The sequence below is a fragment of the Paenibacillus sp. J31P13 genome (assembly GCF_056269295.1).
This window is the reverse complement of sequence record NZ_JBWDNR010000006.1, coordinates 76,135-91,656: the sequence shown is the minus strand read 5'-3', so window position 1 is coordinate 91,656 and position 15,522 is coordinate 76,135. Positions and strand designations below refer to the sequence as shown.

The 15,522-nt window shown below is 44.0% G+C and carries 19 protein-coding genes and 8 tRNA genes; 6 read left to right on the top strand and 21 right to left on the bottom strand.

Features of this window, described 5'->3' with window-relative positions:
- Positions 1-194: 194 nt before the first annotated feature.
- From hflC to AC0YOD_RS20115, 4 genes are all read right to left on the bottom strand, one after another.
- Entirely contained in the window at positions 195-1,061 is an 867-nt protein-coding gene (gene hflC / locus AC0YOD_RS20130; RefSeq protein ID WP_475801117.1) for a protease modulator HflC, read from the bottom strand.
- Positions 1,058-2,107 carry an FtsH protease activity modulator HflK gene (hflK, locus tag AC0YOD_RS20125; protein WP_475801116.1) on the bottom strand — a complete coding sequence of 350 codons (1,050 nt, stop codon included), beginning with the start codon at positions 2,105-2,107 and terminating at the stop codon, positions 1,058-1,060. Before hflK ends, hflC begins: the two co-directional genes overlap by 4 nt.
- A 295-nt stretch (positions 2,108-2,402) precedes the next feature.
- On the bottom strand, positions 2,403-3,335 hold the full coding sequence (locus AC0YOD_RS20120; RefSeq protein ID WP_475801115.1) for an SPFH domain-containing protein: 933 nt from the start codon (positions 3,333-3,335) through the stop codon (positions 2,403-2,405).
- The gene (locus AC0YOD_RS20115; RefSeq protein ID WP_475801114.1) at positions 3,336-3,770 is read right to left on the bottom strand and encodes an NfeD family protein; all 435 of its coding nucleotides are present in this window, start codon (positions 3,768-3,770) and stop codon (positions 3,336-3,338) included. It abuts the gene before it with no gap.
- A gap of 141 nt (positions 3,771-3,911) precedes the next feature.
- Between AC0YOD_RS20115 and uraA the strand changes: the two genes are divergently transcribed.
- Entirely contained in the window at positions 3,912-5,210 is a 1,299-nt protein-coding gene (uraA, locus tag AC0YOD_RS20110) for a uracil permease (RefSeq protein WP_475801113.1), read from the top strand.
- A 137-nt stretch (positions 5,211-5,347) separates the two neighbouring features.
- Complete coding sequence (locus AC0YOD_RS20105) at positions 5,348-5,764, top strand: pyridoxamine 5'-phosphate oxidase family protein (RefSeq protein WP_475801112.1); 417 nt, start codon at positions 5,348-5,350, stop codon at positions 5,762-5,764.
- Between the two features lie 179 nt (positions 5,765-5,943).
- On the opposite strand, the gene AC0YOD_RS20100 is transcribed toward AC0YOD_RS20105, so the two are convergent.
- The 10 genes from AC0YOD_RS20100 to AC0YOD_RS20055 form a co-directional block, all read right to left on the bottom strand.
- Positions 5,944-6,028, bottom strand: a tRNA-Leu gene (locus AC0YOD_RS20100).
- 51 nt (positions 6,029-6,079) lie between these two features.
- Positions 6,080-6,155: transfer RNA gene (locus AC0YOD_RS20095), tRNA-Lys, on the bottom strand.
- A gap of 48 nt (positions 6,156-6,203) precedes the next feature.
- A tRNA-Glu gene (locus AC0YOD_RS20090) sits at positions 6,204-6,278 on the bottom strand.
- 112 nt (positions 6,279-6,390) lie between these two features.
- Positions 6,391-6,705, bottom strand: coding sequence for a hypothetical protein (locus AC0YOD_RS20085; RefSeq protein ID WP_475801111.1), 315 nt, complete (start codon positions 6,703-6,705; stop codon positions 6,391-6,393).
- A 178-nt stretch (positions 6,706-6,883) separates the two neighbouring features.
- Positions 6,884-6,968: transfer RNA gene (locus AC0YOD_RS20080), tRNA-Leu, on the bottom strand.
- A gap of 55 nt (positions 6,969-7,023) precedes the next feature.
- Positions 7,024-7,099: transfer RNA gene (locus AC0YOD_RS20075), tRNA-Lys, on the bottom strand.
- A gap of 50 nt (positions 7,100-7,149) precedes the next feature.
- Positions 7,150-7,224, bottom strand: a tRNA-Glu gene (locus AC0YOD_RS20070).
- Between the two features lie 108 nt (positions 7,225-7,332).
- A tRNA-Ser gene (locus AC0YOD_RS20065) sits at positions 7,333-7,423 on the bottom strand.
- A 6-nt stretch (positions 7,424-7,429) separates the two neighbouring features.
- Positions 7,430-7,505: transfer RNA gene (locus AC0YOD_RS20060), tRNA-Asn, on the bottom strand.
- Positions 7,506-7,539: 34 nt separating this feature from the next.
- Positions 7,540-8,013, bottom strand: a complete 474-nt coding sequence (locus AC0YOD_RS20055) for a SprT family protein (RefSeq protein ID WP_475801110.1) — start codon at positions 8,011-8,013, stop codon at positions 7,540-7,542.
- Between the two features lie 130 nt (positions 8,014-8,143).
- Here AC0YOD_RS20055 and AC0YOD_RS20050 point away from each other — a divergent pair, with 130 nt between their 5' ends.
- Both AC0YOD_RS20050 and cmpA read left to right on the top strand, forming a co-directional pair.
- Positions 8,144-8,506: a hydrolase/acyltransferase gene (locus AC0YOD_RS20050; RefSeq protein ID WP_475801109.1), complete on the top strand. Its 363-nt coding sequence runs from the start codon at positions 8,144-8,146 to the stop codon at positions 8,504-8,506.
- Positions 8,507-8,584: 78 nt separating this feature from the next.
- Positions 8,585-8,728 (top strand): cortex morphogenetic protein CmpA, encoded by a 144-nt coding sequence (gene cmpA, locus AC0YOD_RS20045; protein ID WP_475801108.1) that lies wholly within the window; start codon positions 8,585-8,587, stop codon positions 8,726-8,728.
- A gap of 157 nt (positions 8,729-8,885) precedes the next feature.
- On the opposite strand, the gene AC0YOD_RS20040 is transcribed toward cmpA, so the two are convergent.
- The 5 genes from AC0YOD_RS20040 to uptA form a co-directional block, all read right to left on the bottom strand.
- Entirely contained in the window at positions 8,886-9,560 is a 675-nt protein-coding gene (locus AC0YOD_RS20040) for a nitroreductase family protein (RefSeq protein WP_475801107.1), read from the bottom strand.
- A 172-nt stretch (positions 9,561-9,732) separates the two neighbouring features.
- The gene (locus AC0YOD_RS20035; protein WP_475801106.1) at positions 9,733-11,988 is read right to left on the bottom strand and encodes a Tex family protein; all 2,256 of its coding nucleotides are present in this window, start codon (positions 11,986-11,988) and stop codon (positions 9,733-9,735) included.
- A 22-nt stretch (positions 11,989-12,010) separates the two neighbouring features.
- Complete coding sequence (locus AC0YOD_RS20030) at positions 12,011-12,676, bottom strand: MBL fold metallo-hydrolase (RefSeq protein WP_475801105.1); 666 nt, start codon at positions 12,674-12,676, stop codon at positions 12,011-12,013.
- A 6-nt stretch (positions 12,677-12,682) separates the two neighbouring features.
- On the bottom strand, positions 12,683-13,249 hold the full coding sequence (locus AC0YOD_RS20025) for a thioredoxin family protein (protein WP_475801104.1): 567 nt from the start codon (positions 13,247-13,249) through the stop codon (positions 12,683-12,685).
- A 61-nt stretch (positions 13,250-13,310) separates the two neighbouring features.
- Positions 13,311-13,919 carry an undecaprenyl phosphate transporter UptA gene (uptA, locus tag AC0YOD_RS20020; protein WP_475801103.1) on the bottom strand — a complete coding sequence of 203 codons (609 nt, stop codon included), beginning with the start codon at positions 13,917-13,919 and terminating at the stop codon, positions 13,311-13,313.
- Between the two features lie 168 nt (positions 13,920-14,087).
- Between uptA and AC0YOD_RS20015 the strand changes: the two genes are divergently transcribed.
- Positions 14,088-14,534 (top strand): cupredoxin domain-containing protein, encoded by a 447-nt coding sequence (locus AC0YOD_RS20015; protein WP_475801102.1) that lies wholly within the window; start codon positions 14,088-14,090, stop codon positions 14,532-14,534.
- 79 nt (positions 14,535-14,613) lie between these two features.
- A complete protein-coding gene (locus tag AC0YOD_RS20010; RefSeq protein ID WP_475801101.1) occupies positions 14,614-14,925 on the top strand; it encodes a dehydrogenase in 312 nt (103 codons plus the stop codon).
- Between the two features lie 81 nt (positions 14,926-15,006).
- On the opposite strand, the gene AC0YOD_RS20005 is transcribed toward AC0YOD_RS20010, so the two are convergent.
- A complete protein-coding gene (locus AC0YOD_RS20005; RefSeq protein WP_475801100.1) occupies positions 15,007-15,192 on the bottom strand; it encodes an H-type small acid-soluble spore protein in 186 nt (61 codons plus the stop codon).
- A 59-nt stretch (positions 15,193-15,251) separates the two neighbouring features.
- Complete coding sequence (locus AC0YOD_RS20000) at positions 15,252-15,434, bottom strand: hypothetical protein (RefSeq protein ID WP_475801099.1); 183 nt, start codon at positions 15,432-15,434, stop codon at positions 15,252-15,254.
- Between the last annotated feature and the right edge of the window lie 88 nt (positions 15,435-15,522).

Sequence of the window (15,522 nt, the reverse complement as noted above, 5' to 3'; positions counted from 1 at the left end):
AATGATTCCTGTACTGTACAGGAGTCATTTTTTTTGTTCCCATTGATATCGGTTAGTATGGTAATAATAATGTTTTTCCCTCATTTTCACGCCTCCGATACTAATTCCAGTAAACAAAAAGGTACCCATATGCTGTACACCTTCTTTCAAAGTATACAATGTATGGGTACCCGTTTAGACAGGCTCACTCTTCTCTATTGACCTAACAATATTTTTGCATATGGAGAATCAATTGGCATCATAATGACTGGCTCATTTTGCAAGGTTGTTTTGTAGCTTTCTAACGTACGATAAAAATTATAGAACTGCGGGTCGCTGCCATAGGCTTTGTTATAGATCTTAGCTGCCTCGCGCTCGCCCTCGGCGACTATCTTCTTCGCATCTGCTTGCGCTTGAGCAATCAGCTCGGTCGCTGTACGATCCGCTTTGGAAGTGATTTTGCGTGACGCCTCATCTCCCTCAGATAAATAACGCGCCGCAATCGATTGGCGATCCGATATCATCCGATTGTACACGCTTTGCTTATTTTCTGGAGGCAAGTCGGTACGTTTAATTCGAACGTCAATGACTTCAATACCATAGTTGTCTCTTGTAAGAGCTGCAGTAACATCCTTGGTGATCTCATCATTGATGTTGCCTCGCGCTGTATTTTCACTAATAATGTTATCGTAGTTTACTTCCGACAGCTTACGACGAACCGAGTTATATACAGCTTCATCTATTCGCTGAATGCCCCCGCTGACGGATTGTACGGTTCTCAAAAACTGCGAAGCATTCGTGATGCGCCAAACGGTATAGTTATCGACAACAATCGGCTTTTGGTCCTTTGTAAGTATTGTAGTCGGACTGCTCTCATACGTCATTTGGTATTTTGGAAGTGTGGATACATTCTCGATAAATGGCAGTTTAAACTTCAAGCCCGGCTCTGGAACTGCTCTCATCGCTTCGCCAAATCGGAGAACGACCTTATATTCGCCTTCTTTAACGATAAACATCGAGCCTGAGCCTAAAATAACAACTAATAAAACAACAACAAGGGTTATCCATTGATTTCTCTTCATTGCGTGTTACCTCCTTGCGGAGTCTCTGTTACTGGCGGTGTAGTCGTCGTATTGCTTGTTCCGCTGCGCAGAAGCTCATTTAACGGTAAATAGTTGACCGTATCACTGTTCGAATTCGTAATGAAAATTTGGGCGTTCGGCAATATTTTCTCTAGTGTCTCTAACACTAGCCGGCTTTGTGTAACATTAGGATTGTTTTTGTACTCTCCAAATATGGCATTAAATTTTGCAACGTCACCCTCAGCGTTTAGAATACGTGATTTTTTCTCGCCCTCCGCATTCTCCAGCAGAGCTTGTGCTTCACCGCGCGCCTTCGGTATGCGATCATTCTCATACTTTGCAGCATTATTGATTTTGGTGTTCTTCTCTTCTCTTGCGTTCGTTACTTCGCGGAATGCTTCAGCAACCTGGCCGCTCGGAGGTTCGATATCTTGGAACTTAATATCTATAATCTGAATACCTGTTTTGTACTTGGTTTGAAGCTCAACCAGCTTCTCACGAACTTTGTCTTGAATAACGGTTTTACCGTCGGTAATCGCATAATCAAGCTTCTCAGAACCAATTACAGCCCGAATGGACGAGCTTGCTGCATTACGCAAAAATTGTTCTGCATCCGAGATGTTATACAAGTAATCGTGAATGCTGCTAATTTTCCATTGGACGACTGCGTCTGCCGATACGATATTCTCGTCACCGGTTATCATCATCGCCTCATCTTCCACCTCTACCATCTCTTTGTTGCCTTCTTGACGATAACCAATATAGATCCGCTGCGTCAGCTCTGCCGGAACCGTAATGGTCTGCTGAATCGGATAAGGCCATTTGAAGTGAAGCCCTGCTGAGCTTTCACCCGTATATTTTCCAAATGTTAAAATTGCCGCTCTCTCTTGCTCTTGTACCGTATAAAACGAAGACGAGCCTATAAAAATAATAAAAATTGCCGCTGCGATACCAATCACTATTTTCTTCACTGTAGCTGGCTTTAGTTCCGGCGGCCTACGGCCGCTCATGCTATGATTCTGGCCAGGGTTCTGGTTTTGATCCATGAAGCTCAATGACATCTCTCCCTAATATTAGATTTTTTTCTATATGTTTAATACGGTCGACTATGAAAAAGGTCCCATTTTTTTAGAAAATTATGCAATATTCCGTTTAATTTTGCCTTTTTAGACCAATGTGATCAGATTTCACAGTAAAATCAATAGTTTACAAGCTTAAGGTTCACGAATCTTCCTTTTACTTACAGTATTGTTTTTTTGAAATTATAACTCAACTCACAAAACGAAGAACCCTCAATACAGACATTGGGGTTCTTGGTCAAGCATGAAGTTGCTTATATCATCACTCAGACTTACCAGCCTTTAGCATTTCACCGATAGCTCCAATCGTTCCAAGAGTCTCAACTGCTCTAGTCGGAATAAATATTTTATTGGCGGCTCCATTTGCAATGTCTGATAATGCTTCAAGGGATCGATAGGTGAGCACATGCTCATCAAGGCCAGCTGAACGAATAAGCTCGATCCGATTTTTCTCCGCTTCGGCTATCGATTGAATAGCCTTCGCTTCTCCTAAAGCCTCAAGCTCCTGTGCATGACGCTGTCCTTCCGCTTGGCGAATACGAGCTTCCTTGTCGCCCTCAGCCTTCAATATTTTACTTTGCTTGTCGCCCTCTGCACGCAAAATCATGTCCTGCTTGGCAGCTTCTGCATCAAGCACCATTGCCCGTTTGCTGCGCTCTGCCTTCATCTGCTTATCCATCGCATCCTGAATATCGATTGGAGGTTGAATATCAATAACCTCAACACGTTCAATTCGGACGCCCCATTTTTCTGTTGCCTCATCAAGCGCAATTCGAATATCAAATGAAATTTTTTCACGGCCAGATAATGTTTCGTCCAGCTCCATTTTACCGATTATTTGCCGCATGGTCGCGGTACTTATGTTGCGAACGCCATATACGTAATCCGATATGCCGTATGTAGCTTGTTCAGGACCCGTTACTTGATAGAAAATGATCGTATCAATCTTTACTTGTACGTTATCCTTTGTAATAACGGTTTGAGGCGGCACATTCGCTTGTTGAATACGCAAGTCATGATAGGTTCTTACATGATCGATAATCGGAATTAAAATGTTCACACCCGGCGTAAGAAGACGATTGAACCTCCCTAAACGCTCGACAACACCAATTCTTTGCTGCGGTACGATCTTTATGGACAAGGCTACGAACACCACGACCAGCACTAATAACACAATTACGATTATTATAGACACTTAATCGGAACCTCCCCATTTTTTAACTAGAAGCACTGCGCTCCCCCTGCTTACAACGATAATGGACTCTCCCTTCATTAGAGGTTCATCAGATAGCGCACTCCAGGTTTCATTCCCAACCTTGACGATACCCTGCAAATCCGTACCTACATCCTCCATTACTAATCCCTGTTTGCCGACCAACTCGTCCACGGCGTCACTATATCCGCGTGAAGCATGAAGCCTGCGAGTTAACGGTTTTGTAAACAGTGTTAAAATAATAACGGTTGCACAGCCCACGACTACCTCCAGCGCAACATTACCTGGCCAAAGCAATGCAATAATGGCGGCTACCAAAGCTCCAATACCTAACCAAAGTAGATAAAACGTAAGCGTAAGCATTTCAACTACTATCAATATCCCTGCGAGGATAAGCCAAATCACCCACAATTCCATTCGATTGCCTCCTCTCTATATGAATATATTCATAAATGTCCACCCTAATGATAAGAAAACACTTGCAAACCTAATCTTATCTAGGTAGAATCGACAAGGGTCATATACAGACAACCTACTTTATTGAAGGAGCTCGTAACAATGAAAAACACAATTGGTATTGATGAAAGGCCTCCTCTTGGGCAAAGTTTCATGCTTAGCTTGCAGCATCTTTTTGCCATGTTTGGTTCAACTGTGCTCGTACCGAATATACTCGGTGTCGACCCTGCGATCTGTTTGCTAATGAACGGTATCGGAACATTGCTTTATTTATGGATTTGTAAGGGCAAAATACCAGCTTATCTTGGATCAAGCTTTGCTTTCCTTGGACCGGCAGGTTCCGTTATCGGCGATACAGCTGGAGGCGGCGGCAACTATGCAGGCGCTCTAGGCGGCTTTATCATTGCCGGAGTCATTTTTACAATCGTTGCGTTTATTATTCAAAAAGCTGGCACGGGCTGGATCAATGTTGTATTCCCACCCGCAGCTATGGGAGCAATCGTTGCTGTTATCGGACTTGAGCTTATTCCAACAGCAGCAGGAATGGCAGGCTGGATTGCCAAAAGTGGTCAAGAAGCAACCTGGGCGGCTGACGCGAAAATTATTACCTTATCGACGGTTACTCTCGCCATTACTGTACTTGGCTCTGTTCTCTTCAGAGGGTTTATGAAGATCATTCCGATTCTGTTCGGTATCATCGCGGGGTATGTACTTGCCTATCTGATGGGCTATACGAACTTCGGTAAGGTCGGTGCTTCAGACTGGGTTCAATCGCCTACCTTTACATTTCCAGAATTTCAGTGGACAGCTATTATCATAATTGCTCCAGCTGCGCTAGTCGTTATAGCAGAGCACATCAGTCACTTGGTTGTAACAGGAAATATTGTCAACAAAGATCTTTCCAAAGATCCTGGTCTTCACCGCTCTATGCTCGGCAATGGTATTTCGACGATGTTATCTGGATTCACGGGATCTACACCAAATACTACATATGGAGAAAACATCGGTGTACTCGCAATTACGAAGGTCTATTCCACATTCGTAATCGGCGGCGCAGCGGTCATCGCAATTCTCCTGTCCTTTTCAGGTAAGTTTTCAGCTTTAATCTCCAGTATCCCTGAGCCGGTTATGGGAGGCGTATCCCTGCTTCTATTCGGAGTTATCGCCTCGTCAGGTCTTAGAATGCTGATTGAATCAAAAGTTGATTACAGCAAACCGACTAACCTTTTCTTGACTACAGTCGTTCTAGTTACAGGTCTCAGCGGTGTTACCCTTAACGTTGGAGATATGTCGCTCTCCGGTATGTCTCTCGCAACGGTAGTCGCAATCATTCTCAGTCTATTGTTCAAGATATTCGAAGTATTGCGTATTTCAAATGACACTGAAGAAGCAGGTCATTAAGATAAAGAAGAGGAGACCCGAATATCGGGTCTCCTTTTTTTGTGATTACATTTAACACAGAATATAGAATAACGATTCATATTACCTCAAAAAGGGTAAAGTACTTAGGAAGCTGAAATACAAGGGAGCTGATTATGATGGAAAACAAACAACTTGAACAACTTATCTCAGAAGCGTTGGATCGCCATAAGTTTGGCTCCTTAGCTACGGTTGAACAGAATAAACCGAAGGCACGCTACATGGCTGTCTTTCATGATGGGCTTACCGTTCATCTCGCTACGAACCGCAAGACACATAAGGTTGAAGAGCTGAAACAAAACCCGAATGCCTTTTTACTGCTGGGCTTCGACGGTACTGGACCTAAAGAATTGATTGAAATAGAAGGAACAGTTGATATTACTAAAAATGACGAACTGCGGAAGTCCTTATGGAATGATGAGATGAAGAAGTGGTTTAACGGCCCTGATGATCCTAATTACGTCATCTTAGATATTCAACCATCTCGTATCGAATACACTGGAAAAGACCAAGAACGCCATATATGGGAAGGTTAAGCTTCTTAGTGGCTATTCAACAATAGAGGCAGGCTGCAGCGGATAGAATGATGGGGGCAAATGATGCCTCAATCATTCTATCCGCTGTTTCATTTGAGACGGTCAATGCGAGGAACACACTTAAAAAGAAATAAAAAAAAGCCTCTGCTTGGGAGCAAGGGCTTGTATAGTATAAGATATGGTGCGGTAGACAGGATTTGAACCTGCACGTCCTTTGGACACTACCCCCTCAAGATAGCGTGTCTGCCGTTCCACCACTACCGCACATTTGGTTTGTCGACCCTTCACCGCATTTGCCTTGAGAGTGTGAGCAAATGGTGAGCCATGAAGGATTCGAACCTTCGACACCCTGATTAAAAGTCAGGTGCTCTACCAGCTGAGCTAATGGCTCTAATGTGACTGAAATTAAGCTCTTAGAGCTATTTCGCTTGAGGATAGATGGTGACCCGTAGGGGAATCGAACCCCTGTTACCTCCGTGAAAGGGAGGTGTCTTAACCGCTTGACCAACGGGCCATTTCATACATAATGATCAGTGTTGTTGAGACAACAAAAATGATTATATCAGCATTTCAACTGAAGTACAAGCTTTTTTTTGAATAAAAATCAAAGCACGTAGCAATGATTCCTATTCAATTGTCTCCGCTTTAAAAACGTTATCCAATTTGTCTTCTGGAGTCAGTCTTTTTTTCAAAGGAACTTTAACATCTCTGCCCAATTCTTTGAAGAAGGTCTCAACATCGCATTCAACTTTGTCTACAAAGACAGTAAGAATACCTCTGTTAATAATCGCTTCGTTACCTTCTGCCGGAACCGTAACTTCAATAGAATATTTCTTCATCAAGGTGTTGCTGTATCGACCGAAAATCTCAAGCAATTCTTCGTTGTCGAATTTTGCAATTGCTGCTTGTCCTTTGTTCGTGAAATTCAAATGTAGTTTCATGTATACAGCTCCTCATCTCTAATGATGTATCTGTTTGACTTGTTATGGTGCCCAAGAACGAAAAAACCACTCTCTAATCAGATTTATGATCTGAATATAAAGTGGCATCATATATCAGAAAAGTGTTAACATGTGACACCTTCTAAATTCACCTATATACATGGGCAAAAGTAAATTATGGTGCGGTAGACAGGATTTGAACCTGCACGTCCATGGGACACTACCCCCTCAAGATAGCGTGTCTGCCGTTCCACCACTACCGCACATTTATAATTAGTGCTTCCTTCGCTTCCATTCCCTTCAAGATCTGAAGAAAAATGGTGAGCCATGAAGGACTCGAACCTTCGACACCCTGATTAAAAGTCAGGTGCTCTACCAACTGAGCTAATGGCTCTCAATGTGACTGAAATTGAGCTCTAGAGAGCAATTTCGCTAAGAGGAAATTGGTGACCCGTAGGGGAATCGAACCCCTGTTACCTCCGTGAAAGGGAGGTGTCTTAACCGCTTGACCAACGGGCCTTAAATCTTTAATGCATGTCCGCTTCGCCACTAGACTGCAATCTATTGTGACAAATAAAAAAGACCGGTTGAACGGTCTTCCCGTTACAAACACTTGTTGAAAAAGAATGGCGGAGAGAGAGGGATTCGAACCCTCGCACCGCTTGCGCAGTCTAACCCCTTAGCAGAGGGTCCCCTTGAGCCACTTGGGTATCTCCCCAAATCTTGGCTCCCCGAACAGGACTCGAACCTGTGACAACTCGATTAACAGTCGAGTGCTCTACCAACTGAGCTATCAGGGAAAATGTAAAAGTGACTTTTAATAATGTATCATGGTTAAACTTTTATGTCAAGAGAAATCATGTTTAATTTTCCCCGGCATTTACCGCAAGCATATTTTGCAGGGTCCAGCTTTCGTTTGCGTAAATATTCCATACCGCATTTTCCACAAACGAGCTTGTAACGAAATGGCTGCTGCTTTCTCTCTGCTCGTTCAGGAAGGGATTGGCAGTAGCGTGCGCCGCCGACATGCGCCAACAATTGCTTGAAATCAGCGTCACGATGTCGATAGCCTCGCCTCAAAATATGCAAATGATAATGACATAGCTCATGCTTAATAATTTTCTCTGTTTCCTCCTCGCCAAATGACTGGAGCTGATGCGGACTAATTTCAATATTATGCGATTTCGTAAAATACCGTCCTCCGGTTGCTTTTAAACGACTATTAAATGTCGCTTCATGTAAGAATGGACGGTTAAAAAAAGTAAGCGATATCCTTTCAACCCATTGCTGAAGCGCTTCGTTTTCCATAGATTATTCTCCCCCAACTACTTGAATTTTAAAGCCGTGATACGCTACACTGTCAAGTAGGAATTGTTAAATAAACAGTAACGGTCTACATAAAGGACGGTAACATACCGAGGGGAGAACAAAATCGATTATGGCTACAATGCGCTACGTCTTATTCAAACAAAATGACAGCATCTTTTTCGTTGAAATGCCTCACACACACGCTTATCAGCTAAGCGCACTAAATCTTAGACTTCATAAAGAAATCGATAAATTAACAGCTGAGCATGTACCAAGTCTGCCTTATGCTGTCGCAGAATGCAATGATGTTGAGCTTCATGAATCATCTATTTCCGTTATTTCTGGACTGGATTACATTAATAGCCTGGAGAAGGATTTCTCCGGTATTCAAGAAAAATCATACCCGCTTATCTCCCTCTTAACTGAGATTCGCGCGCTGCAAGCTCAGCTTGAGCAATGGTATGAGGAATATGAAGAAGAACAAAGCAATTAGTTTGGACCTGCACGGTCACCCGCCCTCCCCCATACTTTAGTATTACAACAAGTTGGGCACGGGAGGAGGACGATGCGTATGCCGCAGTGGCTTTGCAATCAACTGATGCGCGCATTTCTTAAGCGGGACCGCCGGCAAGTTAAGCTGTTAAATGACTGCTGGTATTTTTACCGTAACAAGCAAGATCCAAAGGAACAAGGCAATGGCACCGAGTTCCAATGATTGCCCCCTGCAAAATGGTAACCAAGCGAAAGCGGCTCTCACTGTCCTCTAGCCAAAGATTGCATCTATGGTGAGATTTAAGCGGAGTTTCCTTCATATTAACAAAAAAAACCGGTCTTCTTCTGAAGAAGAGACCGGTTTTCGTTATTTTTAAAACTTACATTTTATTAAAGAAAGTAACATCATCAACCGATAAGCGTGTAGTTGGATGACCCGCTGCTGCCGCTTTGCCAATAGGAAGCATCAGAGTAGGCAAATAACGATCCGAAATGTTAAAGAGTTCTTTTACCGCATCCCGATTGTAGCCGCCCATAGGAACCGTATCATAGCCTTTAGCGCGTGCAGTCAACATAAGCTGCATTGCAACGAGACCTGTGTCAAATACAACAACCTCTTTAAGTCTTTCAGCTGGAATAGAGGTATAAGTTTTCAATGAGTTTGCAATGAAGTTAGCAGCTAACTCCTCTGTCATATAGCCCGCTTTAACCGTTTCACCATAAATCTTTTCGGATAAGCTGTACATCTCCAAATCTCCGAGAATAATAATGATGGCGGATGCTTCAGCAACCTGCTGTTGATTAAAAGCGATTGGAAGAAGCTTTTGTTTCAATTCTGGATCCGTTACAACAAGAAAACGCCAAGGCTGCATATTGGATGAAGATGGCGCTTTTGTAGCAATCTCCAATATTTCACGGATTTCTTCCTCAGAAATAACAACGCTGTTGTCATATTTCCGAACGGAATGACGTCCATTAAGTACTTTCATGAAAGAAGCCTCGGTTTGTTCGTTGGTTTGGTTTTGTATGGGTGAATCAATTTGAGTTGTTGACATTGTAATTCCTCCTAATGAGTTGGATAACTGTATTAAATATAAACACAGTATAGAACGTTGGATTGCTTTTTGTCAATTCATACTCCCCCCATAAGTTTTGGAAGAAATGAATCGCCTTAAAAAAAGAAAAAAGCCTACCCGATAAAGGGCAAGCTCACTGTCTAAAACAAGGTTAATTAGGTTTGCGCATAGTCAAGCTTACGCGGCCTTTTTTCTCATCAATGCTAAGCACCCAGACTGTTACCGTATCTCCAACCGATACGACATCCATCGGACGTTTAACAAATTTATCGCTCAATTGTGAGATGTGTACGAGACCGTCATTTTTGATACCGATATCTACAAAGGCGCCAAAGTCGATCACGTTGCGCACCGTTCCGTGCAATTCCATCCCAGGTTTCAAATCCTGAATATTCAGCACATCTGTATGGAAGATTGGAGGCGGCAGCTCTTCACGAGGATCACGTCCCGGTTTGAGCAAGCTGTCGAAAATATCTCGCAAGGTCGGAACACCTACTCCGAGAACTTCCGCTAAATGGTTAGCATCCACTTCCGCCAGCTTTGCCTTCAGTTCTTCAGAACCAAGCTGCTTAAGCGAGAGATTCAGCTCCTTGAACAGCTTGTCCACAACAGCGTACGATTCTGGATGAATAGGGGTACTATCAAGTGGATTGCCCGCTTCTGCAATCCGAAGAAAACCGATACACTGCTCGTAGGATTTGGCGCCAAGGCGCGGTACCTTCTGCAACTGCGTTCTCTTCACAAATCGGCCATTTTCATCACGGTATTTCACAATGTTTTTGGCAATCGTTCCGTTAATACCCGCAACGTAAGATAGAAGTGATGCAGACGCCGTGTTCACATCAACGCCGACATGGTTAACAGCTGATTCAACGACGCCGCCAAGCGTCTCATCCAGCCTCTTCTGACTAACATCATGCTGGTATTGTCCAACACCGATCGCTTTTGGTTCAATTTTAACGAGCTCAGCAAGCGGGTCCTGCAGTCTGCGTGCAATCGAGACTGCACTGCGTTCTGCAACGTCAAGGGTTGGAAACTCCTCCTGGGCGAGCTTAGAGGCCGAATAAACGCTTGCACCAGCTTCATTGACAATAATATATTTCAGCTCAGATCCTGCTGCTGCCGATTTGCGGTTGCCTATGAGAGTGGCAATGAATTGCTCTGTTTCTCGTGAGGCCGTACCGTTGCCAATTACAATTAACTCCACGCTGTATTTATCGATTAACCCATTAATCAACTTTTCTGCTTCGGCCACTCTGTTGTTAGGTGCAGTCGGATAACATACTGCAACCTCCATAAGCTTGCCGATATCATCAATAACAGCGAGCTTGCAGCCCGTTCGAAATGCAGGGTCAACACCCAATACGATATTGCCGCGTACTGGAGGCTGAAGCAGCAAATTCCGTAGATTTTCAGAGAAGATCGATATGGCATGTTCCTCTGCCTTCTCCGTCAGTTCTCCCCTTACCTCACGTTCGATAGAAGGAGAGATCAGACGTTTGTAGGAATCCTCTGTTACATTGACCAAAACATCCCGAACAGACTGAGATGTACCGTTTCGAAGAATCTTCCGCTGAATATGCTCATGGATTCGATCCGCGGACAATTCGAACGTTACACGAAGGACATCCTCGCGCTCAGCCCGATTTATAGCTAGTATTCGGTGGGGCGGAAGCTTGCGGAGCGGTTCCTGATAGTTGTAATACATCTCATATACCGTTTCCTCAGCTGCGTTTTTCGCTTCCGTCTTTAATAGAGCTTGATCGAATGTATGTTTACGTACCCAAGCTCTAATGGAGGCGTCATCGGCGATGTTCTCGGCGATGATATCCATTGCGCCTTGAAGCGCATCTTGCGCGGATGCGACTCCCTTGGTTTCATCGATGTAACCCGCTGCTTCAGTTAACGCCTCTCCCTGACGAGGCTGCGACCATAGCCAGTTGGCAAGCGGCTCCAAGCCTCTTTCCTTCGCTACGCTAGCACGAGTCTTACGCTTTTGCCGATATGGGCGATAAAGGTCTTCAATCTCTTGCAGCTTAACTGATTTCGTAATATCTGCACGAAGCTCATCAGTGAGCTTCCCTTGGTCATCGATAAGACGAATAACCTCACGCTTGCGCTCTTCAAGATTTCGCATATACTGCAGCTTCTCTTCAATGGATCTTAAATCATTCTCATCCAGCTCGCCGGTCATCTCTTTCCGGTAACGAGCAATAAATGGGATCGTATTGCCTTCATCCAGCAAACTTACTGCTGACTTTACTTTCGTAATCGGAATTGTTAGCTGAGCTGCAATCCCCTTGATGATACGATCGCTTTCAGCCGCTTTTTGCTCCGTTGTAAGCTTTGATTTACCGCTGCCTTCTTCTAAATCATCCACCAAATGTTTTACATTAGAATCTGTCAAACGTCCTGCCCCTTTCCTTGCCTCATGCTCCCGTATAAGGGTTGTTCGCCATTTCGTACCCAATTGTCGTGCGTCCGCCATGTCCAGGATATACAATAGTATCCGGAGCCAGCTTGAACAGCTTCAGTCGAATCGAGTCATACAAATCCCTCTCACGCCCACCTGGCAAATCCGTACGCCCAACAGACAATTTGAACAATACATCGCCTGAGAACAAGTGGTTTTCACATAAGAAGCTGACACTGCCAGGCGAATGTCCTGGCGTATGCATAACCTTGATGGTTAGACCAAGCAGATTCAGCGTTTGACCCTCTGCAAGGGCGTATTCCGCCTCGTCTGTAGTAAGGGGCGGTGTAACATCCTCCCAGCGCAGAGAACCATTCTTACGCGGATCTGTAAGCCAATCCGCCTCCAGATCATGGAGGTACACGGGACATTTTGCTGCTTTGCGCAATTCATCCACTCCGCCCATATGATCGAAGTGTGCATGTGTCAATAATATTGCTTCCACATGAACGCCCTGCAGACGCTGAAGCAGCTTCTTCGGATTCATGCCAGGATCAATGACGATTGCCCGCTCCTGCGGGGAGCCGCCTTCTTCCGCAGCTGGTTCCGTAACCGTTATTAAATAACAATTCGTTTGTATAGGTCCGAGTGAAAATGTCTCAATTCGCATATTCGTACTCATAGCCGCTTACAGTGACTCCAGCAAGGTGCGGAGTTCTTTCACAATAACGGATTGATAAGCAGTGCCATCACCATAACGGCGACCGATCTCTTGACGAGTTACAGCAAGCTTCTCTTGATAATCAGCTGCCTCACGGTCAGGGTTTTCTTTCTTAAATGCAATCATCGCTTCTTGAACATGGCTTGGACGCGGCCCCCAAGTTCCAAGAACGGCACCGCCTGTATCAGCAATAATAACAACAGGCACCGAACGGCCGCCAAGTGTTAAGAACTGATCCATCGTATCCATATGCTCTTCCATAATTAGCACTTCTAACGTTACGCCGCTGTTTTCAAAAGCACGAAATACAACGGGAATATTACGAGCAACATCGCCGCACCAGTCTGCCATCAAGATGAGTACGCGAAGATCATCACGATTATTTAGCGAATCGAAATATTGTTTATCCTCTTCATCCGTCCAAACAAATTTCTCCGACCAATCCAAAAATGTTTCTTTGTTTTTTGTCATTCCATCTATAAATTGCTGTGGGCTAATCCCTTTGCCAAGCTTATCTGCAATACTTTTACTCATATGTATCCCTCTTTCCTCTTTTTGTTAGTCAACAATGAATGATGTGCATTGTATATGTCTATTATACCGATTTACGACGCGCACGCACCACTTTGAAGAGCACGTAAACGATAAGTAAAGCAATAGCAATCAAGATTGCAGGCTGCACATATGCGCCAGCCTTCTCATCGATTTGATCCCAGTTCTCGCCGAGTGATTTGCCTAAATAGACAAACAAGATAGACCACGGCAGGGATGCTACCGCTGTGAGCAGTGTGAATAATCCAAAGTTCATTCTTGCCATTCCTGCTGGGATTGAGATTACTTGTCTCATAATAGGAACAAAACGAGCAGTGAATACGATACCCGAACCAAACTTATTGAACCAATTTTCAGCTTTATCCACGTGCTTCTGTTTAATTTTAATATATTTACCGTATTTCTCTACTATCGGACGACCGCCGTATCTTCCAATCGCATACAGAATCCAGTTTTGTCCGACTGCGCCTAGTGTACCGAATAATACCGCTCCCCAAAAGGATATTTCACCTTTCCAAACAAGATATCCGCCAAAACCTAATACGATTTCACTTGGTATAACTTCGATTAATAAACCAATTAGTATTCCGAAATAACCTAAGCTCTCTACCCACAATAGCACTTTGTCCAAAATTTCATGAATCAATTCCATTCCAGTACTCAATCCGCCTTTCTTCCATCCATCTCATCTTTTTTTTTCCAATAATGTGTTGAGGCTATTCTATCATACGTTACGGATGGCCTTCCACTTTTGTCATGCGAAGACAAGCCCGTGCATAGACTAGCCTTAAATGATACGTAAAGATGAGGTGATCGTTTCATGTCCAAGATTTTGGTAGTGAGCAAAAGACAAATTCAATTATTTATCGTGGTTACTGCATTAATCATTATTACCGGTGTTTACTTGAGCTGGGGACAATCACGTGAGGTTAGCGGACAAGCTTCTACACCTCGCGTCATTCAGCTTGTAACAGGTGAGCACGAGGCGCAAACGGCCGATGGAAAAAAGCTTGAAGTGTATCTTTGGCATCCAGGCACCATCGTCGTAAACAAAGGAGAAGCAATCGAGCTGCAAATTAACGGTGTGAACGGTAATAATCATCCTTTTGTTGTGGAGGATCTTGGCATTAAAGGTGAAGTGGTAAAAGGAAAGGTAACCGTTGTACGCTTTACCGCTGAAAAAGCCGGCACCTATCCGATTATTTGCTTAAACCATACCGATATGAATCACGGCGGACCAATGGTCGGTTATATCGTAGTTATTTAATTCTTTTGGACTGGCAGCGAAGTGAGTGACCTCTCTCCCCCCGGGCGCATACATATGGGATAGAGAGGAGTCGGTTTACGTGAAGACTAATGCGCAAAAGCATGCCACCGGCTATCCCACCGCGCGCAAAATCCGCAGAGCCTGCAGCAACGAGCTCTACCGAACCGTCAAACGAATGAAGCTTTGGATATCTAAAGAAATGATGGATCAGGCAGAAACGATTTATTTCAAAAAGGTTATTCTGAACTTGACGTGGGTCGTGGAAAATAGAAGCAATCGGAAAATTCAATCCGACTGGTGGGACGAGAATGTAAGCGGAGAAATTGCAGAGCTATGGGGTGTTGACCGTGATAAGCTCTGTATCGCCTTCCGTGAAGCGTATGGCGGCTAACCCATACGAAAAACCCTGATGGATGCTTGCTCCATCAGGGTTTTTCGTTGTTATTCGTAAGCAACATTATTAAAAAGAGGTTTACTTACTCTCTTCCTTCAAACGATCACAAGAAACCGTTTGAGTGTTGGTAGGACTGCTTCCAACCTGAACTGTTGCCATTCCGTTCGCTTCATCTACATTTTCGATCCAAACGGCATCCCCATCCAAATGCACAGCTATTGTTGCCTTTGATTCGTAAATTTCTTTTGCGCGTACAGCATCCATAGGCTCATCCTCCTCACCAAAAGTTTTCTGCTCGTTTTAAAAAATAATGATCTTATTCTTTATTTGGATTCCAGATCCATCGTATCTGTTGTGGATTCGTCAATTAGGCCGTTTTGTAGCGTGACATTGCCCCCGCCCAAGCCCTCATTAACCATGCGGTCAACATCCATATCATACTCTGCTCGTCCCTCATACTGCGATTCCGTTGATGCTTCTTTTTCTTGATTGTTTTTATCGGACAATTTCATTTCCTCCTCGCGATGTTGAGCGTGCAACATGAATGATCATGTATGAACTCAGATGGCTTAGATAGCCTTCACGAAAAATATG